Consider the following 24,812-nt stretch of genomic DNA (forward strand, 5'->3'; position numbering starts at 1 on the left):
CGCGTCGGATAAGTTCCGTTGCATGAATGTCCCCGACGAGCTCCGCTACACCGCGGATCATGAATGGGCGCGTCTCGAGGGAGACGTGATCAGGATAGGGATCACCGACTACGCGCAGGACGCCCTGGGTGACGTGGTGTTCGTGCAGCTGCCGGAGCCGGGCGCCGCCGTGTCGGGATCCGAATCCGTCGCGGAGGTGGAGTCGACGAAGTCGGTGTCCGACATATACGCCCCTGTCGCCGGCACGGTCGTCGAGGTCAACGCCGAGCTCGGCGACTCACCTCAACGGCTCAACGAGGACCCCTACGGTGAAGGTTGGATCTGCGTCATACGACCCACCGATCCGGCCGCGCTCCAGGACCTCCTGGACGCCGAGGGCTATCGAAAGCTGATCGAGAGCTGATAATCACGGGTGACGTCGATCTTCTGTAACCGCTGCGGTCACCGCAACCCCGAGGGGTCGAACTTCTGCTCCTCTTGCGGCGCGGTGCTCGAGCATCCCGAGGGTGGCGACTCGACCGTTTCGACGATCACGCTCTCGCCCGTCGAGGCCACCGGCGAAGTCGGCGAAGAGGAGGTCACCGTCGCAGTGGACGACCTGCCGCCCGAAATGGGCATGCTCGTGGTCAAGCGGGGCCCGAACGCCGGATCGCGCTTCATCCTCGGTCCCGGCACCACCACCGTCGGGCGTCATCCCGACAGCGACATCTTCCTCGACGACGTGACGGTATCCCGCCGGCACGCGGAGTTCGTCCACGAAGGGCGGGAGTTCTCCGTGGACGACGTCGGCTCGCTCAACGGGACCTACCTGAACCGGGAACGCATCGACCAGAAGAGCCTGATCCACAGCGGCGACGAGGTCCAGATCGGCAAGTTCAAACTCGTCTTCCTGTTCGAGGTCCGGGGCCGATAACCCGTGGCGGAGCGGTCGCACCTCTCGATCGGCGAGGTTCTCTCCCTGCTTCGCGAGGAGTTCCCCGACGTCACCATCTCGAAGATCCGCTTCTTGGAGAGCCAGGGGCTCGTCGATCCTGAGCGCACACCGTCCGGTTACCGCAAGTTCTACGACCAGGACGTCGAGAGGCTCAGGTGGATCCTGCGCCAGCAGCGGGAGCACTTCCTGCCCCTCAAGGTGATCCGCGGCCGGCTCAGCGAGCACCCCGACGAACCCGCCGCCAACGGCGCAACGCCGGAGGAAGGCGCCGATGAGCCTGGCTCCGGCAGCGAGGCACCGACCTCCAGCTCCTCGCCGGCACATCCGGCGGCCACCACTGCGACCACCCCGACAAGCCGGCCGGCGCCGTCGGCCCGGGTGCCCGCACGTGAGGGACGCCGCGCCGGGCGCAGCGAGGAGCCGGCCACCTTGCCGGGGCTCGGCGCCGAGACCGGGGAGGCGGCCCCCGCTCCGGCCGAGGCGCCAAGCCCACACCAGACGGCCGCCGCCGGCGTGGAGGCCGACAGCTACACGGCCGAGGAACTGGCCGTTGCAGCGGGAACGACGCCGGGCCTGGTCAACGAGCTGAAACAGTACGGGCTCATCTCCATCCACGCGGTGGTGGCCGGAACCGCCTATTTCGACCGGAGCTCGCTCGATGTCACGAAAGCTGCCGCGGGATTCGCGCTGCACGGGGTCGAAGCGCGGCACCTCCGGGCTTGGCGGAACTCGGCGGACCGCGAAGCGGCGCTGTTCGAGCAACTCGTAATGCCGCTGCTGCGCCAGCGCAACCCCCAGGCCCGCCGCCAGGCGGCCGAGATGGTCTCCGACCTCTCGCGACTGGGGGGCGAGCTGCGCGCGGCTTTGCTCGAACGGGCTTTGCGCGAGATCCGCTGACCGGCAGGCGTCGCCCCCGACGTTCGAAGTGTCGGGTTGGAACGGCTGCGGCGGCGGTAACGTTCTGTCCATGGTGGAGATGCACCTGAGCGCAGTACGGGTGGAGCTTCCTAGCAACACGCCGATCCTGTTATTGCAGGAGGTCCAGGGCTCCCACCGGACGCTGCCGATATACATCGGCCCGGCGGAGGCTCAGGCGATCGCGTTCGCGCAGCAGGGCGTCGAGACCCCGCGGCCGATGACCCACGACCTGATGAAGGACCTTCTCGACGAACTGGGCGCTCACATAGACCGTGTGGTCATCACCGAGCTTCGGGACCGGACGTTCTTCGCGGATATACATCTGCTCTCCGCTGGTCAGCGCCACGTGATCTCGGCGCGGCCTTCGGACGCGGTGGCTCTGGCCCTCCGGGCCGACACCGCTATCTACGCGGAGGAGGCGCTCCTCGACGCCGAGGGAGTCCTGCTCCCCGTTGACGATGAAGCCGAGCCCCCCGAAGCGGACGAGCTCGTTTCCGAGTTCCGCCAGTTCATCGAAGGGATCCGCCCCGAGGACTTCGAGTCCTGATACCGCACTGGAAGACACCCCCCGAACAAGCGGTTGCAATCCCGGTCCTGGTGCAGCACACTGTCGTAACTACTCGTCTGTGATCCCTGGAGGGGCGGACATGGCAGCAGCTGACCAGCACGGCGATACCGGCTACCGCGGCCCCCAGGTGTGCTCGATCGTCGGGATCACGTACCGCCAGCTCGACTACTGGGCCCGAACCGGGCTGCTGCACCCGTCGATCACCGAGGCCAGGGGGAGCGGCTCGCAGAGGCTGTACTCCTATACCGACCTGGTGCAGTTGAAGGTGATCAAGCGCCTGCTGGACGCCGGCCTCTCGCTGCGGGCGGCACGAAAGGCTATCGAATGTCTTCGCTCGACCGGGGATGACCTGGCCTCGGCCAACCTGGTCATCGACGGCAAGAGCTCGGTGCTCGCCCATTCGGGCGAGGAGGTCATCGACCTCCTCAAGGGGGGCCAGACCGTCCTCAACATCGTGCCGCTCGGGGGGGTCGTCTCCGAACTGCAGTCAGCGATCACCGAACTGGGGCTCGATGTGCCGGCGCCGGTGGAAGCCCGCATGGCGGCTCCCCGAGATGGCCGCGGCGTTGCCGCGCGACCGGCGCGCAGAACCGGCGCCTGATCCCGCCGCCACCACCGCAGGGTGACCCGGCTGACGCTCTAGGCTGGCTCGGGTGACCGACGCCGGACCGACGCTTCGACATTCTCCGCTCGACTCGGTCCATCGGGCACTGGGCGCCAAGATGGTCCCGTTCGGCGGCTGGGAGATGCCCCTTGCCTATAGCGGCGGGACCATCGCCGAGCACACCGCCTGCCGTACGGACGCGGTCGCCTTCGACGTGAGCCACCTCGGCACGGTGAGGGTCGCCGGTCCGGACTCCAGGGATCTCCTTCAGTCGACGCTCACCAACGACCTCGCGAAGGTGGGTCCCGGCCGCGCCCAGTACACCCACCTGCTCGACGACGCGGACGGTTCTGTGCTCGACGACATCATCGTGTGGTGGCTCGACGAGCAGACCTTCGACGTGATGCCCAACGCCTCCAACACCGCCAGGGTCCGATCGGCGATCGGAGGTGTCGACGTGACAGCCGAACGGGCGGTGATCGCCGTCCAAGGCCCGAACGCCCGCCGGCGGCTCTCGACCGTCACACCAGAAGCCGCGGCGGTGGGGCGTTTCCGTGTGGCCCCTTTCTCCTGGAACGGCGCGGAGTGCGTCGCCGCGGGCACCGGCTACACCGGTGAGGACGGGGTCGAATGCCGGATCCCCGCGGCAGTTGCGCCATCCTTCTGGGAGACCCTCCTGGCGACCGGGGTGCTCCCCGCCGGCCTCGGAGCCAGGGACACGCTCCGGCTGGAGGCGGCCCTCCCGCTCCACGGCCACGAGCTCGGGCCCGGGATCACCCCTCTCGAGGCGGGGCTGGAATGGGTGGTGTCCTGGACCAAGCCAGAAGGGTTCCGTGGCAAGGACGCCCTCGAACGCCAGAAGAAGGCCGGGCTGACCAGGAAGCTCGGTGGGCTCGCAACCGAGGGACGGCAACCCCCGAGGACCGGGGCGGCCGTCCTTCACGACGGCCGCCAGATCGGCGAGGTCACCAGCGGCAACTTCTCGCCCGTTCTCGGGCACGGCATAGCGCTGGCGTTCCTCCCGCCAGACCTCGAGCCCGGCGGCACAGTCGAAATCGACCTTCGCGGCAAGCACGTTCCGGCGACGGTCGTACCACTCCCGTTCGTAGAGAAGAAGGGTTAGCGCAGTTGGGTGACTTCGTCCCGCACACGGAGGCCGAGATCGCGCAGATGCTCGCGGATATCGGTCTCGAATCCTTGGACCAGTTGTTCGAAGTGGTGCCCGAGGCGCTCCGCCTCGCCGGCGGCCTCGCGGTAGCGCCCGGGATGCCGGAGGCCGACGTCCTGGCCGAAATGGGCAGGCTCGCCTCTAAGAACAAGGTCGGCTCCGACCTGATCTGCTTCGCCGGCGGCGGGGCGTACGACCACGACATCGCGTCGGCGACGACCCGGCTCGCCTTCCGGTCGGAGTTCGTCACCGCCTACACGCCCTACCAGCCCGAGGTGGCTCAAGGGGTGCTCCAGGCTCTCTTCGAGTACCAGACCCTCGTGTCGCGCCTGGCCGGTCTTCCTATCGCCAACGCCTCCCTCTACGACGGCGCCAGCGCAGCGGTCGAAGCCGTCAACCTCGCCGCAGCCGCGACACGACGCCAGACCATCTGGGTCAGCGGCGGGCTGCATCCACACTGGCGCTCCGTGCTGCAGACGTTCGCCGTCGGCACGGGCCACCACCTGGTCGATGTTCCTCTGCGAAGCGGCTTGACGGACTGGTCCGCGCCACCCGAGGGGGGGGAGGAGCCCGCCGCGTTGCTGGTGGCCTCGCCCAACTACCTGGGCGCGATCGAGGACGTCCGCGCAGCGCGTGCAGCCGCCGACCGGCACGGAGCTCTCCTGCTCGCGGCGATCGACCCGGTGTCCGCCGGCCTGCTGCGAAGCGCGGGCGAGGACGGCGCCGACGTGGTCGTGGGGGAGGGGCAGCCCTTCGGGACCCCGCTCTCGTTCGGCGGCCCCTACCTCGGTCTGTTCGCTTGCGGGATGGACCAGGTGCGGCGCCTTCCCGGGCGGCTCGTCGGCCAGACGCTCGACACCGAGGGCCGGCGCGCGTACGTGACGACACTCCGGGCGAGGGAGCAGGACATCCGCCGCGAGAAGGCGTCGTCGAACGTCTGCACCAACCAGACCCTCATCGCCGTGGCGTGCATGATCCAGATGTCCTGGCTCGGCACCGCCGGCCTCAGGGAGCTCGCCCTTCGCTGCGCACGGGGCACCCGCTACGCCCGCGAGGCCGTGACCGCCATCCCGGGGGTGGAGCTGCTCGCGACCGCTCCCACGATGCGCGAGTTCGCGGTGTCGCTGCCGGTTCCGGCCCCGACAGTGGTGGGGCGCATGGCAGAGGAAGGGTTCCTCGCCGGAGTGCCTGTCGGTATCGAAGGAGGCATCGTGCAAGACGGCGGCGACGCGTTGCTGATAGCGGTCACCGAGAAGCGAACCAAGGAGGAGATCGACTCGTTTGTGTCCGCTCTCGAAAAGGCGGTGAGGTGATGTCGCCCGCGCCCGGCGGTAAGGCGTCGAGCGCGCCGGTCGTAGGCCGCGACCACGAGCCGACGATCTTCGAGTACTCCAGTCCGGGCCGGCGGTCCGCGTCGTTCCGGACCACCGGCGTCCCCGAGTGGGACGCGGACGAACTCGTCCCGGCGCAGCACCTCCGGGCCGAACCGATCGGCCTGACCGAGGTGTCCGAGCGGGATCTCGTGGCGCACGTGACCCGTCTCACCCACCGGCAGTACTCGGTGGATCTGGGTGCCTACCCGCTCGGGTCCTGCACCATGAAGTACAACCCCAAGCTCTGCGACGATGCCGCGTCGCTGCCCGGTCTTGCCGCGGCGCACCCCGCAACACCCGAGCATCTCGTGCAGGGGTGGTTGGAGCTGTTGTGGTCGCTCGCCGACACGCTCTGCCGTATCACCGGCATGGCGGCCGCCACCCTCCAACCACCGGCGGGCGCGGCCGGGGAGCTCACCGGCCTTCTGCTCATGCGCGCTTACCACGCGTCCAAAGGCGAGACCCGCCACAAGGTGATAATCCCCGACTCGGCGCACGGCACCAACCCGGCGTCGGTCACCCTCGGGGGGTACGAGACGGTCACCGTCCCGTCGGACCGCAGAGGCCTCGTGGATCTGGACGAGTTGCGCTCGCGTCTCGACGACGATGTTGCAGGCATCATGCTCACCAACCCGAACACGCTCGGCCTGTTCGAAGAGGACATCGCACAGATCGCCGGCGCGGTCCACGAGGTGGGCGGCCTTCTCTACTACGACGGCGCCAACCTCAACGCCATCCTCGGTGTCACCAGGCCCGGCGACATGGGTTTCGACATAGTGCACATGAACCTGCACAAGACCTTCGCGGTGCCCCACGGCGGGGGAGGCCCGGGCGCAGGGCCGGTGGCGGTGTCCCCGCGCCTGAGCGACTTCCTGCCCGGCCCTCTTGCGATCCGGCGCGACGACGGCACCTTCGGCTGGGACACGCCGGCCAGATCCATCGGACGCATCCACAGCTGGCATGGCAACGCGCTCGCGCTCGCGCGCGCCTGGTCGTACATCCTCGCCAATGGCGGCGACGGTCTGCGGCGCGTAGCGGAGGGCGCTGTCCTCAACGCCAACTGGCTCAGGCACCGGTTGCGCGGCGTGTACGACCTGCCCTACGACCGGCCCAACATGCACGAGTTCGTCGCTTCGACGACGTCGCTCAAGAAGCAGAAGGGTCTACGCGCCCTCGATGTGGGCAAACGGCTGCTGGAGGAAGGCTTCCACGCTCCGACCGTCTACTTCCCGCTCATCGTCGAAGAAGCACTGATGATCGAGCCGACAGAGACGGAGTCGCCTCAGACCCTCGAGGCCCTCGCCGATGCTCTCATCCGCATCGCGGCGGACCCGCCGGGGGAGGGCGCTGCGGCTCCGCGCACCACGCCTGTGGGCCGTGTCGACGAAGCACGGGCGGCGCGGACGCTGCTGCCGACCTGGGACGCCGTAGTGGAGGCCGGCTGAGTCAGCCGAGCGACTCGCGCAGGGCCTCCTGCGCCGGGTGTGCCTGGATGACGTGCCGCAACCCCTGCGCAGTCGCCGAGAGGTAGCGCCGGGTCGTCTCGAGGCTGGCGTGGCCGAGCAGCTCCTGCAGTTCGACGACGTCGGCGCCGGCTTCGAGCGCCGAGGTCGCGAAGGTGTGACGCAACGCGTGGACGAGAGCGCCGGCGGGCACCTGGGCTCGCACACCGGCGCGCACGTAGAGCTTCTCGACGAGGTAGCGGATCTGGTCGACGCTCAACCGCCGTCCGCGTACGTCGACGAACAGCGGGGCCGAGGGATGGTCGAGATCCTCTTTGGGGAAAAGAGCGGCCCGCTCGCGCAGGTACGCCTCCAGCACCCCGTCGAGCGTCGCGGTGACCGGGATGGGCCGCGCCTTACCGCCCTTGCCCTTCACTTCCATCCGCCGCGCGCCGACCTCGCCCACCAACGACCCCACGTTCAGCCCGCAAGCCTCCGCCTCGCGTATCCCCGTCACGCAGAAGGTCGCGATCACTGCCAGGTCTCGCGCGGGCCACGGGTTGCGCGAACGAGGATCGGGTTCTGCGGCGGTCCGGATCAACCGCGTTATCGCGCCCGGGGCACGGATCGAGCGGGGCAGTACGGTCGGGGTCTTGGGTTTCGGAATCGCCGCCATCGGGTTACCCTCCAGGACCCCCTCCGCCACGAGGAAGTCGAAGAAGCTCGACCAGGCAGAATGCGCCCGGCGCACCGATGCCGCGGCGTGGTCCGACGCCCATGAAGCGAACGCCGCGCGCAGCGCCGACCGCTCCAAGTGGGGGAGTTGCAAGTCGCCGTACTCGCCGATGCCCTCGAGGATCGCGAGCCTCCCGGCCACGCCCTGCACGTCGCGCCGGTAGGCCGTGAGCGTTGCCGGTGACGGCTTGGCCGCGCCCATGTGCACCAGCCACGCGTCGACGGCGTCGGTCACGTCCGACGATGCGTTGAGACGCCTTCGTGCGACGATCGGATTGGCGGGGGAGGGAGCCACTGCCCGACCCAGGCTAAGACCCCGGCCCGGCGGGACGGTGGACCGGGCTCCCGGCTCGGTCTTTTCCTATAGTCCGGATAATCACAGTTATCCGTAACTTTGCGAGGACGTCTTGGCGACTCCTAGGCCTCGGGCTTGCGGGCTTCGGCCTTCGCCTTGCGGACCCGAGCGTCGCGCTGCTTCTTGCGGCGAATCCGGTCGTGCTTCCAGCGGACGGTCGATCTAGCTCCTCGGCCCATGGCGGCGCACCCTAGTCGCGCAGGAAGTCCATCGCCGCCTCGATGAAGCGGAAATCCTTAGGCGTCCCGAAGTGATCGGCGCCGGCGAGGGCGGCCAGGCGCGCGTCGGGCAGCGCCGCCATCAGCTTGTCCGCCGGCCCGGCGAAGTCGCGATCGCCCAGTACCACGAGGACCGGTACCGACACTCCGGCGAGGTCGTCTGGCACCAGAGGCTCGCGCGGGCGGCGGAGGCAGGCTGCGAGCGCTGCCGGGTCGTTGCCGGGGGCTTTGGCGAAGACGGCGAAGGCTTGCGCAACACCCGGGTCTCCATCTGACACCGAGCCCGTCTCGATGGCCCGGGCTGCGGCTTCGGGGTCGTCGTGGCGGAAGATGTTGTCGCCGACTCCCCCGACGACGATCTTGCGGAACCTGCCAGGCTGGTCCGCCGCAACCCTGAGCAGCAGCTGGCCGCCCAGGCTGAAGCCGATCGCGTCGACCTGACCGTCGCCTGGCAAAGCCGCCGCGACCGCCGCCTCCATCCCGATGTAGGCCTCGGGGTCGTGGGGCTTGTCCGCGCTGCCGTGACCGGGAAGGTCGAACCCGATCACCTCGCGGCCCTCGTCGGCGAGGATGTCCACCCAGCCCGGTTCCCGCCAGTTGCGCTCGTACGACGACGCAAACCCGTGGACGAGCAACACCGGTGGAAGAGCCATCGGCCAAACGTACATGAGCCCGGACGGGGCCCCATCGCCCCGCCATCCGTGTTCTACGGGACATCCCCGTTTTGTGGGACGGAGCCGTCGTCTGACGACGTGGGTGTCCCGCAAAACGGATTGGTCCCGCAAAAAATCGTTGAGGCTGCAGGAGAGTGTCCCGTTCCTGCTTTCCTCTGATGACCATGGCCGCTCTCCGGTAGCGTTGATGCGTGCCCCGCCGGATCGAGATCGAGCTGACAAGCACGCGCCCCGAGGGCACGTGGACCTGGCGCGCGGCGGGGGCCAAGGAGCCCAAGGGCGTAGTCGACGGATCGCTTCTCTACGACGGCGCCAAGGTCGGTGACGTTCTAAAGGCTGAAGCCGACTTCGAGATCGATGGCATAACGATCGTCTCCGTCGCCGCCCCCAAGGTCGACGCCCGCCGCGATCCGGAGCGACTCGAGATCATCGGTCCGTCCCGACCCGACACGCCGGGAGTCACCACGCAGCTGACCGGCAGATCGGAACGCAGAGGCCCCGGACGCCGCCGCGAGGGCGACCAACGACCCCGCCGCGAGGGCGACCAACGAGGGGCACGAGACGCCGGGCGCGGCCCGGACCGCCGCCAGCGCCCACGCCCCTCCGCCGACGAGGAACCTTCGAAGCCGGCCGGCGACGCCGCCCCGCGCGAAGGATCGCGGCATGCCGCCCATCGACCCTCACGATCCGGGTCTGCAAAGCCCAGCGGTCGTGAAGGTTCTAATCGATCGGATCGTTCCGATCTCAGGGAGAAGCGCCTCAACCCCGGTCACGCCCACCGCCACGCGATCCTCGAATCGCTCGCGCCCGAGCAGCGGCCCGTCGCGGAGCAGGTGCTGCGCGGCGGCATCCCCGCAGTGCGGACCGCGCTGCACCTCGAGCGCGAGAAGGCCGCGGCCGAAGGACGGCCTGCCCCCAACACCGATCAGCTGATCGCGATGGCGGAGGACCTCCTCCCCCGTTTGAAGGCCGCCGAATGGCGGGATCGGGCGGAAGCCGCCGTGAAGTCGTCCGACGAGATCTCCATACGAGACCTGCGGTCCGTCGTCGCGGGGGCCGATGTCGCTCGCGACGACGAGACTCGCTCTCTAGCCGTCACCCTGCGCGAGGCCCTCGACCGCCGTATAGCCGGGCTGCGAACCGAGTGGTCGGAGGAGATCACCAAGCAACTGGACGGCGGGCGCGTGGTCAGGGCCCTGCGTCTCTCCGCCCGGCCCCCCGAGCCAGCCGCCCGTCTCGACGACGAGTTGGCGAAGCGCCTGAGCGATGCCGCGGGAGAGGCCATGTCGAGCGGCACCCCGCCTGACCTGTGGATAGCGTTGCTCGAAGCAGCTGTGGCTTCCCCGGTACGACGGACGATTTCCCCATCCGGGCTTCCCTCCGAGGGCACGCAGGACGTACGCCAAGCTGCGCTTCAGCAGTCGGGTCGCATCCCCGCGCTCGCAGCCATGCTCGGCGTCTCCATCCCGCCGCCACCGGCGCGCAAGCCACCTGCCGAGCGGCCACCCGCCTCGAAGGAAACGAGTAGCGGCCCTGCGAGCGAGCCCCGCAAGGATTCTTGACGAGGTTCGCGCCGAGCCCCCTTAGCTGAACGTGGCGAGGATGCCCCGGTCGTGGAGGAACTCCGCCAGGCCTTCCGTCAGCTTCAGATCGGTTACCTGCGACAGAGGCACCCACAAGACCTCTGCCGCGTCGTCACCGGCCACCGGTTCCGAACTGTCGATGATCGTGACATGGAAGTCGAGGATCACATAGTGGTAGCCGTCCCCGACCCGTTCCACCCATCCGGCCAGAGCGTCGCAGACACCTGTCAGGCCGGTCTCCTCGGCGAGTTCCCTGACCACTGCCTCGGCCAGGGTCTCACCAGCCTCGACGCGACCGCCGGGCACGGACCATTCGCCTTGCGCGGGCCCTCTGCCCCGCCGGACCAGCAGGATCTGATCTTCGTCGACGGCGATCGCGCCCACGCACAGCTCAGGGCGGCCCGTCTCGCCACTAGCCATCCGAGCCTTCCTCCAAGCTCTCGAGCGGATGATGCATCACGAGTAGGCGTGCGGTAAAGCCGTTGTCCTCGAAAAATGCCTTCGCCGAACGGCTCCCCGGCAAGGCCGGCGCGTCGACCCCGACGCACCCCCGCTCGGCCGCCCAGCGCATCACGCAACCGACCATCGCTTCGGCCACGCCGACCTGCCGGGCGTCGGGTTGGACGTAGATGACCTCGATCTCCGCAACCGGCTCGGCCCGCTCGCGGTCACAGACCGCCGATGCGAACCCCACACCGACCTCGTCGAACATGCCGAGGACGATCAGGTGGTCCGGATCTGACTGAGACCGCTCGAGTTCCGAGAGCAGATCCGGCCTGGTGAGGCTGCCTGCGAGCAGGGACCCTCCCCGCTGGCCGTCGAGCTCGGCTACCGCCTCCGACCAGAGGCCGGCCACGAATTCCAGCTCGGTGGCAGCCGCCTGCCGGGCGCGCTCCACCGGGCTGGGTCAGCCCTTGAGCTGTCCGACCCTGGTGAGGATCGTGCGGCGCCCCCGGTGAGCAGCCTCGTACTCTCCGACGGCGGCCAGTTCGTCCTGTGACAGGCCCGCCAGGCGCTGAACGACTTGCGATGCCGACAGCGAGTCGTAGCCGGGAATGGCGAGTCCCTCGGCGGGCAAGGCGGATCGGGAGCTCCTCCCGAAGTCGACGTCTATCACAGAGCCATTCCCTGCCGCGCCACTCGCTTTCGCGCCTTCCGCGGGGGAGGGCTCGGCATCGGGCTCGCCGGCGGCTTCGGGGGCCTCAGGGTGGCCTGAGAGACGCTCGTAGGAGCCGCTGCCACCCGTGGCCGTGTCGTGGGCGGCCGAGGGCGGCGCGGCGGCTGGCTGGCTGGGGGATGTCCTGTTGGGGGCAGCGGTCGGGGGCGCTGCTCCGCCGAGGCGCTTTTCGATCTCCTTGCGGCCTTGGGCCACAGCGAACTGCCCGACCATTCGGGCGATCGTCATCTGACCCTGCACCTGGGCACGGCCCTTGGCAGCCAGTTTCGGGAGCTCCTCCGCCGCGGTAAGGGCCAGGCCCACCGGGGCGTAGACGAGGAGATCCAGCGCGCTTTCGAGCGGGGACCGCTGATCTGTCACCTGGCGATCCTGCCCTGTTTGCGCCCGTTGCGCCAAGTCGCGATCCTCGACATCATCCGCTAGACACAGTCCCGGCAGAGCATCCGCTTGGGGTCGGCGAGCTGCCCGGGGTGCTTCACCAAGAAGCAGGATTGGCAGACGAACTCACCCGGCTGCTTCGGCAGGACCCGCAGGGGCGTATCACCGCGATCTTCGCCGTCGACGAGCTCGTCCTCGTCGTCGTCCTCCTCGTCGTCGACCACGACGAGGCGCTCCTTCAAGATCACGTCGAGGCTTGCCTCCACGTCGTCGGAGTCCTCGTCCTCGTCCTCGTCGTAGTCCTCGTCGTCCTCGCGGGCCTTGGTGACGACCTCGGCGCCACTGTCCTCGTCTGCGTCCTCCTCGTCGTCGACCAGCGCGTCGTCGTCATCGTCGTCGATAACGTCGTCGGGTTCCTCGTCGTCGAGGTCCTCGAGGTCCTCCTCGTCGAGGTCATCGGGCAGGTCGTCGGATTCTTGTAGCAGCTCGTCGTCGATCTCGTCTTTGGGCATCGTGTGAAAGAAACGTTCCTTATGAGCGCCGCCGTTGGTACGCCGCTCATCTAGTCGTGTGTCGGCGGCGGATACTAGAACCTACCGGGAGCGGACCGGGCCCAGGGACGAACAGCACGCCAGGCCCCCGTATTCCCCGATCGATCCTCGTGCCACGGCTGTCGGTCAATCCGGCCCGGCGAAGAGATCCTCACCAGGGCGGCGCGCGGCCGGGCGGCCGGAGATCCGTTGGTGCCGTTCGGTGCTCGCCGCCCTGCGCAATCAACCCAGGCGTGTCGCCCACCGACCGTTATCTACTTGGACCTCAGGCCACCCTTGCCCGCACGAGCTGAGCCCGCCCCCTAGGCGAGTACGACAGGTGCGCTACACATCATTGCCGACATGCCCCCACTCCCGTCAAGGGGCATTCCACCCCCGTAACCAGGGTCTTTGCGCGTAGCCGCAGGTCACACTGACGAGAAAATATTTCGGACGAATCGGACCCACCGCGAAGGGGATGACGGAGGCTGTGCAAGCGCTATTCGAAGCGCGGGATGAGCGCCTCCACGCTCGCAACGTAGGCCTGGGTATCGGGGAAGATGCCGTAGGTGCCGAGGTTCAGCGGGCCCTCGTAGTACGCGGCGATGGTGGCACAGCGGTTGTTCCCCTCCACGCCGGCGAGGTAGGCGAGGAAGGCAGCCGACATCCGGATGTTGTCGTTGACCGAGTTGATGTTCATCGGCATCCCGATCAACGTGCCGCTGATGAAGCTCGCGGTGCCCGGCATGATCTGGCCGGCACCGATCGCACCCGTCGACGACACGACGCCCTGCTGCCACCCCGATTCCTGCCAGGCGATCGCCTCGAGGAGCGGCAGGGAGACGTTGTAGTGGCGGGACCACTTGATGAACAGCGGCTGGAGAGCCAGCCGATCAGGTGACTGCCGGAGCAGGTCCGGTAGGACCCCCCACGTCCCGGGAGCGCCCGAGGAGGACATCGTGGCGCAAAACGACCACGGGTTCTCAGTCGTAGCGGAGGCGGTGGTAACCGCCGGAGTGGATCCGGCCGTCGAACCCGTCGTGGGAATCTGCAGCTGGCGACCGATGAGGAGCAGGTCGCTCGCCCTCATGTTGTTCGCCGCGGCCAGCTGGTTGACGGTTATCCCGTTGGCTCGGGCGATCGCCCACAGCGAATCGCCGGCCTTGACCACGTAGGAATGCCCGCTGCCGTAGGCGGCGGCGCCGGCCGCCAAGAGCACCCCGAGGGTCAGCAGCGACGCCCCCTTGCGCAAGAAACCTAAAGCCCGGGACGGCCCGATCAAGAATTTGGACGGCATGGATCAAGGAAGGTCCAATCCCTCCGCCCGCGGCCGTTGAACTTACAACATCAACAGCAGCCTCATCAACCCCTCGTTTAACAAACTCGGCCGCTCGCAGCCTCGACTTGAGCGTCAGATCCCGGCTCTCTCCTGGCGGCGCTGGGCTGCCCTGCGCTCCCCTTGCAGCCTCTCGAGGCCCTCGTCCTCGTAGTCGGCGAGGTCCACATGGGTCATCATCTCTGCGATCACCCGGTGCCCGGCTTTCTCCGCGATCAACCGGTGCATCTGCTGGCACACTTTCCGGTACTCCGGGTGTCCCTGGGGGGTGGTGCGCAACTCGAGGACGTGCATCGCCTCGCGGGCATTGAACTGCATCGCGTAGCGGATCCGGAAAGCCAGGGCCACCGCGTACGCCGCCTGAGTGGCCCCGAAACGACCGGCGAGCGCTGCGTGCAGCCCGGCCGATCGCTCCATCGCACCCGCGAACGTCCCCGACGCGCCTGCGTCCACGACCGATTGCGGCATGGTGTAGCCGTTGGCGGGGGTCAGGTCCTGCCACTCCACGGTTAGCAGGCGGTGCCTCTGCAGGTCCCGGAAGGCGCCATAGTCCGATACCACGTCGAAGCGGTACCCGGTTCGCTCCAACGCCCTGCCCGGACGGTGGCGGCGATTGGCCCGCTCCCCCACGTACGAGCGGACCACCCGCGCCCGATCCTCGTTGCTCATGGAGGCGACGCGCTCCTCCACCTTGTGCTCTGGAAGGCTCGTGTAGGGATAGAGCATCGCCGCGACGAGCTTCACCTCGGCTTCGGGATCCCAGTCGACGAGAGAAACCTCGGGGTCTCCGCCTAGCACCGGGTCCGCGTTGGTTCCCGCCTCACCGAAGAGACTCGAGACCACATCCGCCATCGCTGCCGATGTCGACTCGAGATAGTCGGAGTGTGCGACACCGCGATCGTCGACGTCGACCCTCTTCACCCAGGACGGGATCACCTTTCTCAGCTCCGTCAGTATGAGGTCGGCGTACGACCTGGCCTCGGGCAGTGGATGCGCCCTCATGCGGATCAGAAGCGACTCGTACGCCTGGCCACTCGCGTAGATCCCGAGGTTGGACGTGGCGCCGGCAGGTAGGACCCCCCGCAGCGCGTCGAAGGCCTTGGCCCGGACTGATTGTCTCCACGCAAAGTCCGAGTCGTCGGGCGTCTTCGGGTGTCGATCGGCGAACCAACCCTGCATGACGGGTAGCAGCTCGGCGTAGGTGTCGAACAGGCGGTCCATGTCGCCGATGTACCTGGCGCCGAGGGGCGATTCGAGGATCCCGGGGTCTCGGTAGTAGCGGTACCGGCCGTTCGGGAGCCGGCTGTCGTAGGCTACGTAGCGGGTCGACTTCTCCATGTAGGACATGAGCCGGCCCCACTCGAGCACCTTCGTGAGCACGTTCGACGCCTGCTCGCACGCCAGGTGCACCCCGCCGAGCTGCGCCACCGAGTCGTCTCCGTACTCGAAGAACACCCGGTCGTAGAGCTGTTCCGCCCTGGCTAGCCCGACCGTCGCGTCGACGCCCTGGTCGCCGGTGATGTCGAGGTCGCCGACGAACTCGTCGAGAAAGAGCCGGCGGAGGCTTTTCGCTGAGCGGGAGTACCTGGCGAAGAGGGCGCCCTTGACGACCTCGGGCAGGTTGACCAGGGCGAATACCGGTCCGTCGAGGTTCGTGAAGTACCGGCGGAGGATCTCCGCTTCGTCGTCCGTCCACGCCTCGACGGCGTATATGCCGGTGTCCAGGTACCCCATCGCGGTGGCCCAGCCTACGGGTGGCGCGCCCGGCGCGTGTTGGATGGTGGTCACCGGGCCCGGCTCGGGTCCCGACCCCGGCCCGGCCGCGCGACCGCTCAGGTCGTGACGACCGACGAAGCCGCCACCACGCCCCGCAGAAGCCGGTCCGCGGCGGTGCGGGCGGAACGGGCGGTCGAGCGGTCGGGGGCGACGTCGCCGATCTGGCGGAGCAGGTCGATGAGCTGCTTCACGTTGCGCACGAAGTCCCCGCCGGACATCTCCTCGTCCTCGATCACCTCCGCCAGATCCTCCCCCGCTGCCCAGGCCGAGGCCAACCCGACGAACCCTGGTTCGGGGCGCCTGGTGAGGGGCAGCCCGGCGTCGTCCTCGGCTGCGTTGAGCTCGGCGCCAAGTTGGTCGATCTCCGACCACCGGCGTCTCACCCGCGGGTTGGGGAACCAGGGTGCCGTTTCGCCCTGGCCCCGGGCCTCGAAGGTGAATACGGACACGACGCCTGCGAGCTCGTCGGGCTCCAAACCGTCGAGCAGTCCCTGGCCGAGGCTCTCGCAGATGAGGAGATCCTCCTCGTGGTAGATGCGGGCCAGCCGCTCCCCCGCTTCGGTCAGCGACCATCCGTCGACGTAACCCCACGCCTCCAGCACCCGGAGCACCCGGTCGAACTGGCGGGCCAGGGATTCCACCCTCCCCTTCACACGACGCTGGAGACGCTCGATGTCACGTGTGAGCCGGTCGACCCGATCCAGCGCACGCACGTGCGCGGCTGCCTGAGGGCACGACGCGACGGGATGCTGCGCCACCCCTGTCGCGGCTGCCATGGCCACGTCGCCCCGCCAGTCGCGGTCCCGGCGCGAATAGCCCGGCGTGCCCCCATCACCACGGTCGGTGCTGGCATTGGCGGCTGAGACCGCCGCGTTGAGCGCGGAGGCCACGCGGCGTTGGAAGCTGCTGTTGTTCGGCGTGTACGGCGTGGGGAGCTCGACCTGCGCTACCGACTCCGGCGGGTTGGCGAAATCCTTCGGCCCGAGCGACACGAGTCTCCCGTCGGCGCTGATCCCTCTGATCCTCACGTCACCGCCGCGCCGGCGGGCCGTCGACAGCACCGCGACACGGCCGCGCGTCCGCGCACCCGGAACGATGAGAACATCGCCCGGCCTGAGCTTGTCCAGAGCCGCCAGCACCTCGGCGGCGTTGGAGGGTCGCTCGTGCGCCGCCTGCTCGCTCGCACGAAGAAGGCGCCGGTAGTCGCCCGTGTCCCCGCGCTCGCAGGTTGCAGCGGCCCTGGCCTCCTCGAGCGCCGCGCCTGTGCGGTCGATCTGCGTCTCGAGACGGACAACGTCGCTGTCGGTGCGGTACTGAGCAAAGGAGAGGTTGAGGAGGTGGTGCGCCACATCAGGCGCGTACCGGCGGACCAGGTTGGCAGCCATGTTGTAGGTGGGCCTGAAGCTGCTGGATAGGGCGTAGGTGCGCGCGCCGGCCAGGCTGGCCACTTGGTCGAACGGAACGAAAGGCGACCACAGGACAACCGCATAACCGATGTCGTCGATGCCGCGACGGCCGGCGCGCCCGGTCAGCTGTGTGTACTCCCCCGGGGTGAGGAACTCGTGCCGCTCCCCGGTGAACTTGGTGAGCTTCTCGATGACGACCGACCGGGCTGGCATGTTGATGCCGAGCGAGAGCGTCTCGGTCGCGAACACGGCCTTGACGAGACCGGCGGCAAAGCAGGCTTCTACAGCTTCCTTGAAGGGCGGGACCATGCCTGCGTGGTGCGCGGCGTAGCCCGACTCGAGCCCGTTGATCCAGGCGGCGTAGTCGAGGACGCGCAGATCGTCGTCGCTGAGCACTTCGACGTGCTGTTCGGCAATGGCCCTTATCTGGCGGCGCTCGTCGACTGTGGTGAGGCGCGATCCTTCCCGCACGCATTGCGCGACAGCGTCGTCGCAGGCTGCGCGGGAGAAGATGAAGTAGATCGCGGGGAGCATGCCGTGCTCCTCGAGTAGTTCGATCACCTCGATTCTCCGAGGGGTGAAAAGACGGCCCCTGGGCCGCCCTCGCATCCCCGGATGACGCAAGGTTTTCGAGTCGAGCGCGGCTGCCTCTGCGTTGGGCCGGCCCTCAACGAGTGTCGGCATGAGGAGCAGCCGGTCGGAGCTCTTGTCGCCAAGCAGGTAGAGGTCGTGAAGCTCGACCGGTCGCCGGTCCTCAATGACCGCCGTCGTCTCGCCGCGAACGGTGCCGATCCAGTCCGCGAGCTCCTCGGCGTTCGAGACCGTTGCCGAAAGGCATACGAGGTCGACCTGCGGGGGCGAGTGGATGATCACCTCCTCCCACACCGGTCCTCGATATGCGTTCTGGAGGTAGTGGACTTCGTCGAGAACGACGTAGCGAAGGTTCTCCAACGCGGGCGCGGACGCGTAGATCATGTTGCGAAGGACCTCGGTGGTCATCACGACCACCGGCGCGTCGCCGTTGATCGAGTTGTCCCCGGTCAGCAACCCGACCGAAGAAGCGCCATGCCGGCGCACGAGCTCCGCGTATTTCTGGTTGGAGAGCGCCTTGAGTGGGGTCGTATAGAAAGCCTTGTGGCCGCCGGCGAGGGCCAACGACACGGCGTACTGCGCCACCACCGTCTTCCCCGATCCTGTCGGCGCGGCGACCACCACGCTTCCCCCGGAGTCGAGCGCATCGAGGGCCTGCCTCTGGAAGCCGTCGAGCTCGAACCCGAGCTCCGATTCGAATCGGGCGCGGGTCGCGTTCGCCACGCGCTACTTCTTGAGCAGGCGGCCGATGACAATCGACGCCTCGTAGAACACGAGCATCGGGACAGCCATCGCGATGAACGAGAACGGGTCGCTGCTGGGTGTGATCACCGCTGCCACCAAGCAGATGACGACGATCGCAGGGCGCCGCCACCGCCTCCAGGTCGCGCTCGGGACCACACCGACCAACTCCAAGAAGACGACGACGAGGGGATACATGAACACGAGCCCGAAGATCATGCACATCGCGACGTACAGCGTGAAGTAACGCGTAGGGGAGAACAGGGGGACGACCCCCGTGCCGCTTACGTCGATGAGCCACGTGAGAGCCTTCGGGAACACCTCGATCGCGGTGGCCACCCCTCCGGCGAAGAGGATGACGGCGGCGCTGACGAAAGGCACTATGTAGCGCTTCTCGTTCTTGTACAGCCCAGGGGTGATGAAGCGCCAGAGCTGCCAGAACACCACCGGCGACGCGAGCGCGATGCCGCCGTAGACGCTCACCTTGAGCCGGGTGGTGAACCCTTCGAGAGGACCGCTGGTGACGAGGTTGCCGCTGGACACGTCCTTGGCCTTGTGGTGGGCGAGGAAGGCGTGATAGGGGTGCAGCATGAAGCGGATGGCTTCGTCGTAGAAGAACCATGCGACGATGGTCCCGACGGTGATCGCGACGATGGCGATGATCAGGCGATGGCGCATCTCCGCCAGATGCTCGAACAGGGTCATTTTTCCCAGTTCGTCGTCAGCGGCGGCTTCGGCTGCCCCTTCCCGATCGTCGGTCATGGCCACGACAGGCGAAACTCGGGCCGCCGCTAGTTGAGCGACGGGTCATCCGGGGCCGGGGGCACAAGAGCACCAGTGGCCGCGTCACCAACGCCGAGCGAGGGCGCATCGGGTTCGCCCGCGGTGTTCGTACTGGACGGTGGAACCGCCGTCACGGGGGCCGTGAACGTGGAGGTCACCGCTTCCCGCATGGAGCGACGGACATCCGGGATGCGAAACTCCCCTGCAGCTGACTTGACCGCGTCCGTCGGGTCGGCCAGCGCCTCGCGGACCTCCTCCTGGAAGCTCGAGGACATCCTGCGTACCTGCGCCACGAAGCGGCCGAGGGTTCGCGCGGCCTGCGGGAGACGGTGAGGTCCGAGGACGATCAAGGCGATAACGCCCACGAGAAAGAGCTTCTCAGGGCTGAAGTTCAGCACGCCGCGAGTGTAGTTGCGCTTGCCGCCTAGAGGGCGCGGCCACCCCGCACGTCCCCACGAGTCCGCACGCGCAGGGGGCGCATGGCGCTATGGAGCTCCGAGACGGATTTGTTCAACCTGTGGACGCAAACCATCAGAGCCACGGCGCCGGCCCCGCCCACTCCGAGCGGGATCAGCCACAAGTCGCTCAACGACCCGATCCGGTCACACTGTCGCTCCCCGCTACGAGCTTCTCCATCCACCGATCATCCTCCAAGGCGAGGTGGAATGCCAGTAAGTCGTCGTGAGTGATCGGGGGTCCCACCTTCTGCTCGTGCAGCTCGGCCGGCAAGGACCACATGACGATCTCGCAGCCGGCGGCGCTCAACGCTCCGAATACCCTCTCACCAGCTTCTTTGGTGGTTATGAGCCGGCAATCGGGGCACTGGAAGGAGTAAGTGGCGGCGGCATTCGAGGCGCAGACCTGGATCTGTACGTCCGCAATGTCCAGTTCGACGTCACCGCAAGCAGCGCATGTGGCCCTGACGATCGCCACGAGAGCCTCCTTTGAGCGGATTTCGCTCCATTGCCTATATCGGCGCCGCTGGGGCAACCTTGAGCGGTGAGTCGGCGCCCGATCGCCTTCGCCCACCGGGGAGCCAGGGCGGTCAGGCGGGAGAACACCATCGACGCCTTCCAGCACGCCCTCGTGCTCGGCGCGACGGGACTCGAGAGCGACGTGTGGATCACGGCCGACGGCCAGGCGGTGCTCGACCACGACGGGGTCACCGGGCCGCCCTGGCGCCGGCGGCCGCTGTCGGCTCAGGAGCGGCGGGCGCTCCCGTCCCACATCCCCACGCTCGAGCAGCTCTACGGGTCGTGTGGAACCGACTTCGAGCTGTCGCTCGACATCAAGGACCCGGCTTCCCTCGGTGAGACCCTTCGGGTCGCCAAGGCCTTCGATGCGGCCGAGCGCCTGTGGATCTGCGAGCCCGTAATCGCGCGACTGCGGTCATGGGCGCCTTTGGCAGGAGGCGCCCGGCTCGTGAACTCGACTCACCTCGACGACATGCCGGAGGGCTTCGCCGTCCGCCTGGAAGAACTCCGCGCCATCGGTGTCGGCGCGCTCAACCTCCACGGCAGCGAATGGAACTCGCAACGCGTCGCCGAAGCCCACGATGCCGGCCTGCTCGCATTCGGTTGGGACGCCCAGGACGACCGACACATACGCCGTCTGGTCTCACTGGGACTCGACGGCATCTACTCCGACCATGTCGACCGGCTCGTCCATGCGATAGCGACCGAAGGCTGAGCTACCGGGTCAGAGCCCGCCTATTCGCGAGATCGGCCACACCTTGATGAATGCGCGGCCGACTATGAGCTTGCCGGATATCGGGCCGATCACCCGCGAGTCCGCAGAGTCGCCCCGGTTGTCCCCCATCACGAAGTAGTCGCCGTGCGGGACCACCACTGCCGGAAAGGGCGCCGTGGTGACGCCTTTCGGCAGCCAAGGCTCCTTGAGCCTGTGACCGTTGATGTAAACGGCTCCGTCCTTGCCGGAGATGCTCTCGCCGGGGAGGCCTATGACCCGCTTGATGAGGTCCTTGATCCCCGGGCTGTAGTCTTTGGGGGGCCTCGTGAAGACCACTACGTCACCACGATGGATCGAGTGAAGGTCGTAGGAGAGCTTGTTGACGAGCACCCGGTCGCCGACCTTCAGCGTGGGCTCCATCGACCCGGAAGGGATGAAGAACGGCTCGAAGACGAATGCTCGTATGAGCACGGCCGCTAAAACCGCCACCGCAAGGACGGCGATCCACTCGATCACCACGCGGCGGGATCTGGGCACGGCGGGCAACGATACAGAAGCGCCGTTCAGCCGCGGTATCGGGCCAGGATCCGCTCGGCCGCTGCCGGCGCCAGGTCCGCGGGACCTTCGACGACCCGGGCGTCGGGACCGGCCTTCAGGAGAACCCTCTCCAACCACGCGCTCCGGCCGGCGCGCAGCTTCACCCGGATCACACCGCCCGGTAGTTCGGATACCTCGTCGTTGGGATACTGCTCGGCGATCCACCGAGCCGGCGGGTCGAGGTCGAGTACCACCACAGGATCGCCTGGCTGCGGATCGAAGATGCGGCTGTCTGGGTCGCCCGTGCCCGTCGGCGGCTCGAACCTCTCTTCGAGCTCGCGGGCGGCGATGATCCTGTCGACCCGGAAGAGCCGTTCGTCGCCGACCCTCTCGCACCAGCCCCGCATGTACCAGTGTCCGGAGGAGCTGAAGACGTTCCACGGACGGACAACCCGCTCGCTGCGCCCGTCGCGCCCGAACGAGTAGTAGTCGAGGAGCATCTTGTGGCTGTGCGTGGCGGCATGCCGCAAGGACTCGAGCAGGTCCGGCGCGGCGTACCCCAGTTCGACCTCGAGCGCCTCGTCGGGCGCAACGCCGAGCACCGTCTCGAGCTTGGCAAGTGCCGATGCGAGCGCCCCGTCGGGCTCGGTGCCGCGGAGGTTGAGGAACGCCCTGGCCGCCGATTCGAGGGCCAGCCCTTCCTGTGGGCTCAGGCGCAGTGGCCGGCGGAAATAGTCGGCCATGCGGATCCAGACCCTGCCGTCGGCGATGTCGACGTCGATGAGGACGTCGGGCGTGAACGGATGCAGGCCGCACATGAACAGCAGGTTGAGCTCTGCGACGAGTTCGTCCTCGGAGATCCCGAACCGCTCGGAGACTTCGGCGAGCGCCGGACCGTCGCGTGACGCGATCCAGGGCACGATGTCGAGCAGCCGCGCGAGGCGGACGTCGGCAGGCGCCCTAACCACGCACGGCTCCGGCGGCGGCGATCGCCTCCAACCAGGACTGGAACTCGGAGCGAAGGCGTTGCGGGCCGACCACCTCGACGTGGTCGAGGAAGTCCAGGGCGAGAGACCGGAATGCCGCCACGTTCCTCACCGGGAGCCGGAACAGCACGCTGCCGTCGGGGTTCTCGCTCTCGGCTGCATCGCCGGCCAGGGCGTCCCGGACGAATCGTGCCTGGTCGGCGTCTGCGAGGAGTTCGGCGACGACCTCCTCGTCCTCTCCCAGCCGCCACGCAGGCGGGGGCGCGGCCGCGGCCCCTTCCGGCCGCTCGAAAGCTCCTCGTGGTCCATCGGGGAGCAGTTCTCCCTCCACCCGGTCGAGGCGGAAGAGCCGCTCGTCGTTTCGCGAGTGGTCGAAGCCGGCGAGGTACCAATGACCCCTGCGGAACGAGAGGCTCCACGGGTCCACCCGGCGCTCTTCACCCCGGTACACGAACCGGACAGCCCTCCGCTCGCCCACGGCGGCGAACGCAGCGGCAGCCGAATCGGCGCCGGGTATCGCTGCCAGCCGCCCGGGGGCCCCCGGAGCGTCGGGTCCTCCAACGGCACCACCCAGCTTGCGCAGTGCCCTGGTGATGGCGTCGTCGCCCCAGGGGCCTTCGAGGTGGACCGCTGACGCGGCGAGGCGCAGCGCCGCAAGTTCGCTGTCGTCGAGCCCCGGGTCGGGCAGTTCGTAGCGCTCACGAGGGATCCGGTAGCCGGTCTCCTCGGTACCGCTCGACCCCACGGGCTCGGTGGACAACGGCAGGCCGAGATTGCGGAGCAGTTCCTTGTCACGCTCGAAGTTCCTGCGGAAGGCCTCGGGGTCCTCCGAGTAACCGTCGATTCGCTCCCGGATGTCCGCCCGGGTAAGCGGGCGATCGGTGTCGATCAGCGCGGCGACGAGATTGACGAGCCGCTCGAGTCGGTCCACGGCTCAGAGCGAAGCGATCAGCTTCTCGACCCGCTCGTCGCGGGACTTGAAGGGGTCCTTGCAGAGGACCGTTCGCTGCGCCTGGTCGTTGAGCTTCAGGTGCACCCAGTCGACGGTGAAGTCTCGGCGGCGTTCCTTGGCTCGGCGTATGAACTCCCCTCGCAGCCGTGCCCTGGTCGTCTGGGGCGGCTGATCCATCGCCAGGTCGATCTCCGCGTCGGTGCAGATACGGTCGACCATGCCCCGCCTCTGCATCTTGTAGAACAGGCCGCGATCGCGGCTGACGTCGTGGTACTGCAGGTCCATCAACGCCACTTTCGGGTGGGTGAGTGCAACGCCTTCACGCTCGCGGTAGTGCTCTATCAGGCGATGCTTGATCACCCAGTCACACTCGCGATCGAGCGACCACGGGTCTTTCTCCAGCCCCTCGAGACAGTGCTCCCACATTTCCAGCGCCTGGTCCTCCAGCGGTGAGAGCCCCTTCGTCTCCTGGTAGCGCCTGGCCCGGTTGAAGTACTCCGTCTGGATATCCAAAGCGGTTGCCTCCCGCCCGTTGGCGAGCCTCACCCGGCGGCGCAGGGTGGTGTCGTGGCTGATCTCGCGTATCGCACGGATCGGGTTTTCGAGGGTCATGTCGCGCAGCACCACTGCGGGGTCTTCGAGCATCCGCAGCAGGATGCTGGTGGCCCCGACCTTCAGGAACGTGGCGTACTCGCTCATGTTGGAGTCCCCGACGATCACGTGGAGGCGCCTGAACCGCTCGGCGTCGGCGTGAGGTTCGTCGCGGGTATTGATGATCGGGCGGCTCCGTGTCGTCGCTGACGAGACACCTTCCCAGATGTGCTCTGCGCGCTGGCTGATGCAGTACATGGCGCCGCGCGCGGTCTGGAGCACCTTGCCCGCTCCGGCGTAGATCTGGCGCGATACCAGGAACGGGATGAGCACCTCGGCGTAGTGCCCGAAGTCGTCGCGCCGGCTGGTCAGGTAATTCTCGTGGCAGCCGTACGAGTTGCCTGCCGAATCGGTGTTGTTCTTGAAGAGGAAGACCACACCTCGGATGCCTTCCTCCCGCAGCCTCGCCTCCGCGGAGGCGACGAGGTTCTCGAGGATGCGCTCTCCTGCCTTGTCATGGATGACGAGGTCGGAGATGGAGTCGCACTCCGGGGTGGCGTACTCGGGATGGCTCCCGACGTCGAGGTAGAGGCGGGCGCCGTTCTCGAGGAAGACGTTCGAGGAGCGCCCCCAGCTGACGACGCGGCGAAACAGGTAGCGCGCGACCTCGTCGGGGCTGAGCCGGCGCTGGCCGCGCAAGGTGCAGGTGACGCCGTACTCGTTCTCGAGCCCGAAAATCCTGCGATCCATACCTGCGGCGCACGCTA

26 protein-coding genes are annotated in these 24,812 nt (G+C 68.0%); 10 read left to right on the forward strand and 16 right to left on the reverse strand.

Going from position 1 to position 24,812, the window contains the following annotated elements:
* The first annotated feature begins 22 nt into the window (after window positions 1–22).
* The 8 genes from gcvH (at window position 23) to gcvPB (ending at window position 7,010) form a co-directional block, all read left to right on the forward strand.
* Complete coding sequence (gene gcvH, locus VNF71_09880) at window positions 23–403, forward strand: glycine cleavage system protein GcvH (GenBank protein HVA74857.1); 381 nt, start codon at window positions 23–25, stop codon at window positions 401–403.
* Between the two features lie 9 nt (window positions 404–412).
* Window positions 413–913 (forward strand): FHA domain-containing protein, encoded by a 501-nt coding sequence (locus tag VNF71_09885; protein HVA74858.1) that lies wholly within the window; start codon window positions 413–415, stop codon window positions 911–913.
* A 3-nt stretch (window positions 914–916) separates the two neighbouring features.
* Entirely contained in the window at window positions 917–1,831 is a 915-nt protein-coding gene (locus VNF71_09890) for a MerR family transcriptional regulator (protein HVA74859.1), read from the forward strand.
* A 70-nt stretch (window positions 1,832–1,901) separates the two neighbouring features.
* Window positions 1,902–2,399, forward strand: coding sequence for a bifunctional nuclease family protein (locus VNF71_09895; GenBank protein HVA74860.1), 498 nt, complete (start codon window positions 1,902–1,904; stop codon window positions 2,397–2,399).
* Between the two features lie 100 nt (window positions 2,400–2,499).
* On the forward strand, window positions 2,500–3,021 hold the full coding sequence (locus tag VNF71_09900; GenBank protein ID HVA74861.1) for a MerR family transcriptional regulator: 522 nt from the start codon (window positions 2,500–2,502) through the stop codon (window positions 3,019–3,021).
* Between the two features lie 52 nt (window positions 3,022–3,073).
* Window positions 3,074–4,147, forward strand: a complete 1,074-nt coding sequence (gene gcvT / locus VNF71_09905; GenBank protein ID HVA74862.1) for a glycine cleavage system aminomethyltransferase GcvT — start codon at window positions 3,074–3,076, stop codon at window positions 4,145–4,147.
* A gap of 5 nt (window positions 4,148–4,152) precedes the next feature.
* A complete protein-coding gene (gcvPA, locus tag VNF71_09910; GenBank protein ID HVA74863.1) occupies window positions 4,153–5,505 on the forward strand; it encodes an aminomethyl-transferring glycine dehydrogenase subunit GcvPA in 1,353 nt (450 codons plus the stop codon).
* A complete protein-coding gene (gene gcvPB / locus VNF71_09915; protein ID HVA74864.1) occupies window positions 5,505–7,010 on the forward strand; it encodes an aminomethyl-transferring glycine dehydrogenase subunit GcvPB in 1,506 nt (501 codons plus the stop codon). Before gcvPA ends, gcvPB begins: the two co-directional genes overlap by 1 nt.
* A gap of 1 nt (window position 7,011) precedes the next feature.
* On the opposite strand, the gene VNF71_09920 is transcribed toward gcvPB, so the two are convergent.
* Both VNF71_09920 and VNF71_09925 read right to left on the reverse strand, forming a co-directional pair.
* Entirely contained in the window at window positions 7,012–8,037 is a 1,026-nt protein-coding gene (locus tag VNF71_09920; GenBank protein HVA74865.1) for a tyrosine-type recombinase/integrase, read from the reverse strand.
* Window positions 8,038–8,287: 250 nt separating this feature from the next.
* Window positions 8,288–8,968, reverse strand: a complete 681-nt coding sequence (locus tag VNF71_09925) for an alpha/beta fold hydrolase (protein HVA74866.1) — start codon at window positions 8,966–8,968, stop codon at window positions 8,288–8,290.
* Window positions 8,969–9,180: 212 nt separating this feature from the next.
* On the opposite strand from VNF71_09925, the gene VNF71_09930 reads away from it, so the two are divergent.
* Window positions 9,181–10,551, forward strand: coding sequence for a hypothetical protein (locus VNF71_09930; GenBank protein HVA74867.1), 1,371 nt, complete (start codon window positions 9,181–9,183; stop codon window positions 10,549–10,551).
* Between the two features lie 21 nt (window positions 10,552–10,572).
* Here VNF71_09930 and VNF71_09935 read toward each other — a convergent pair whose 3' ends face one another.
* The 10 genes from VNF71_09935 to VNF71_09980 form a co-directional block, all read right to left on the reverse strand.
* Window positions 10,573–10,992 (reverse strand): NUDIX domain-containing protein, encoded by a 420-nt coding sequence (locus tag VNF71_09935; protein ID HVA74868.1) that lies wholly within the window; start codon window positions 10,990–10,992, stop codon window positions 10,573–10,575.
* Entirely contained in the window at window positions 10,985–11,428 is a 444-nt protein-coding gene (locus VNF71_09940; protein ID HVA74869.1) for a GNAT family N-acetyltransferase, read from the reverse strand. Before VNF71_09940 ends, VNF71_09935 begins: the two co-directional genes overlap by 8 nt.
* A gap of 51 nt (window positions 11,429–11,479) precedes the next feature.
* Entirely contained in the window at window positions 11,480–12,109 is a 630-nt protein-coding gene (locus VNF71_09945; protein HVA74870.1) for a hypothetical protein, read from the reverse strand.
* 59 nt (window positions 12,110–12,168) lie between these two features.
* Window positions 12,169–12,639: a DUF4193 family protein gene (locus VNF71_09950; protein HVA74871.1), complete on the reverse strand. Its 471-nt coding sequence runs from the start codon at window positions 12,637–12,639 to the stop codon at window positions 12,169–12,171.
* A 517-nt stretch (window positions 12,640–13,156) separates the two neighbouring features.
* Window positions 13,157–13,954 carry a transglycosylase SLT domain-containing protein gene (locus VNF71_09955; GenBank protein ID HVA74872.1) on the reverse strand — a complete coding sequence of 266 codons (798 nt, stop codon included), beginning with the start codon at window positions 13,952–13,954 and terminating at the stop codon, window positions 13,157–13,159.
* Between the two features lie 114 nt (window positions 13,955–14,068).
* Window positions 14,069–15,781: an FAD-dependent thymidylate synthase gene (locus VNF71_09960; GenBank protein ID HVA74873.1), complete on the reverse strand. Its 1,713-nt coding sequence runs from the start codon at window positions 15,779–15,781 to the stop codon at window positions 14,069–14,071.
* A 44-nt stretch (window positions 15,782–15,825) separates the two neighbouring features.
* Window positions 15,826–18,489, reverse strand: a complete 2,664-nt coding sequence (locus VNF71_09965; protein HVA74874.1) for a DEAD/DEAH box helicase — start codon at window positions 18,487–18,489, stop codon at window positions 15,826–15,828.
* Between the two features lie 3 nt (window positions 18,490–18,492).
* Entirely contained in the window at window positions 18,493–19,269 is a 777-nt protein-coding gene (gene tatC, locus VNF71_09970) for a twin-arginine translocase subunit TatC (GenBank protein HVA74875.1), read from the reverse strand.
* 29 nt (window positions 19,270–19,298) lie between these two features.
* Window positions 19,299–19,688, reverse strand: a complete 390-nt coding sequence (locus VNF71_09975) for a twin-arginine translocase TatA/TatE family subunit (GenBank protein ID HVA74876.1) — start codon at window positions 19,686–19,688, stop codon at window positions 19,299–19,301.
* A 187-nt stretch (window positions 19,689–19,875) separates the two neighbouring features.
* Entirely contained in the window at window positions 19,876–20,223 is a 348-nt protein-coding gene (locus VNF71_09980; GenBank protein ID HVA74877.1) for a hypothetical protein, read from the reverse strand.
* A gap of 66 nt (window positions 20,224–20,289) precedes the next feature.
* Between VNF71_09980 and VNF71_09985 the strand changes: the two genes are divergently transcribed.
* A complete protein-coding gene (locus VNF71_09985) occupies window positions 20,290–20,979 on the forward strand; it encodes a glycerophosphodiester phosphodiesterase (protein ID HVA74878.1) in 690 nt (229 codons plus the stop codon).
* 9 nt (window positions 20,980–20,988) lie between these two features.
* On the opposite strand, the gene lepB is transcribed toward VNF71_09985, so the two are convergent.
* Genes lepB through pafA form a run of 4 tightly spaced genes read right to left on the reverse strand, consistent with a single transcriptional unit; the run spans window position 20,989 to window position 24,795 of the window.
* On the reverse strand, window positions 20,989–21,516 hold the full coding sequence (gene lepB, locus VNF71_09990; protein ID HVA74879.1) for a signal peptidase I: 528 nt from the start codon (window positions 21,514–21,516) through the stop codon (window positions 20,989–20,991).
* A gap of 26 nt (window positions 21,517–21,542) precedes the next feature.
* Window positions 21,543–22,484, reverse strand: coding sequence for a WYL domain-containing protein (locus VNF71_09995; protein HVA74880.1), 942 nt, complete (start codon window positions 22,482–22,484; stop codon window positions 21,543–21,545).
* Window positions 22,477–23,433 carry a WYL domain-containing protein gene (locus VNF71_10000; GenBank protein ID HVA74881.1) on the reverse strand — a complete coding sequence of 319 codons (957 nt, stop codon included), beginning with the start codon at window positions 23,431–23,433 and terminating at the stop codon, window positions 22,477–22,479. Before VNF71_10000 ends, VNF71_09995 begins: the two co-directional genes overlap by 8 nt.
* Before the next feature lie 3 nt (window positions 23,434–23,436).
* Complete coding sequence (pafA, locus tag VNF71_10005) at window positions 23,437–24,795, reverse strand: Pup--protein ligase (GenBank protein HVA74882.1); 1,359 nt, start codon at window positions 24,793–24,795, stop codon at window positions 23,437–23,439.
* Window positions 24,796–24,812 lie beyond the last annotated feature (17 nt).

This window comes from Acidimicrobiales bacterium (assembly GCA_035533095.1).
Classification (GTDB): domain Bacteria; phylum Actinomycetota; class Acidimicrobiia; order Acidimicrobiales; family Palsa-688; genus DATLUM01.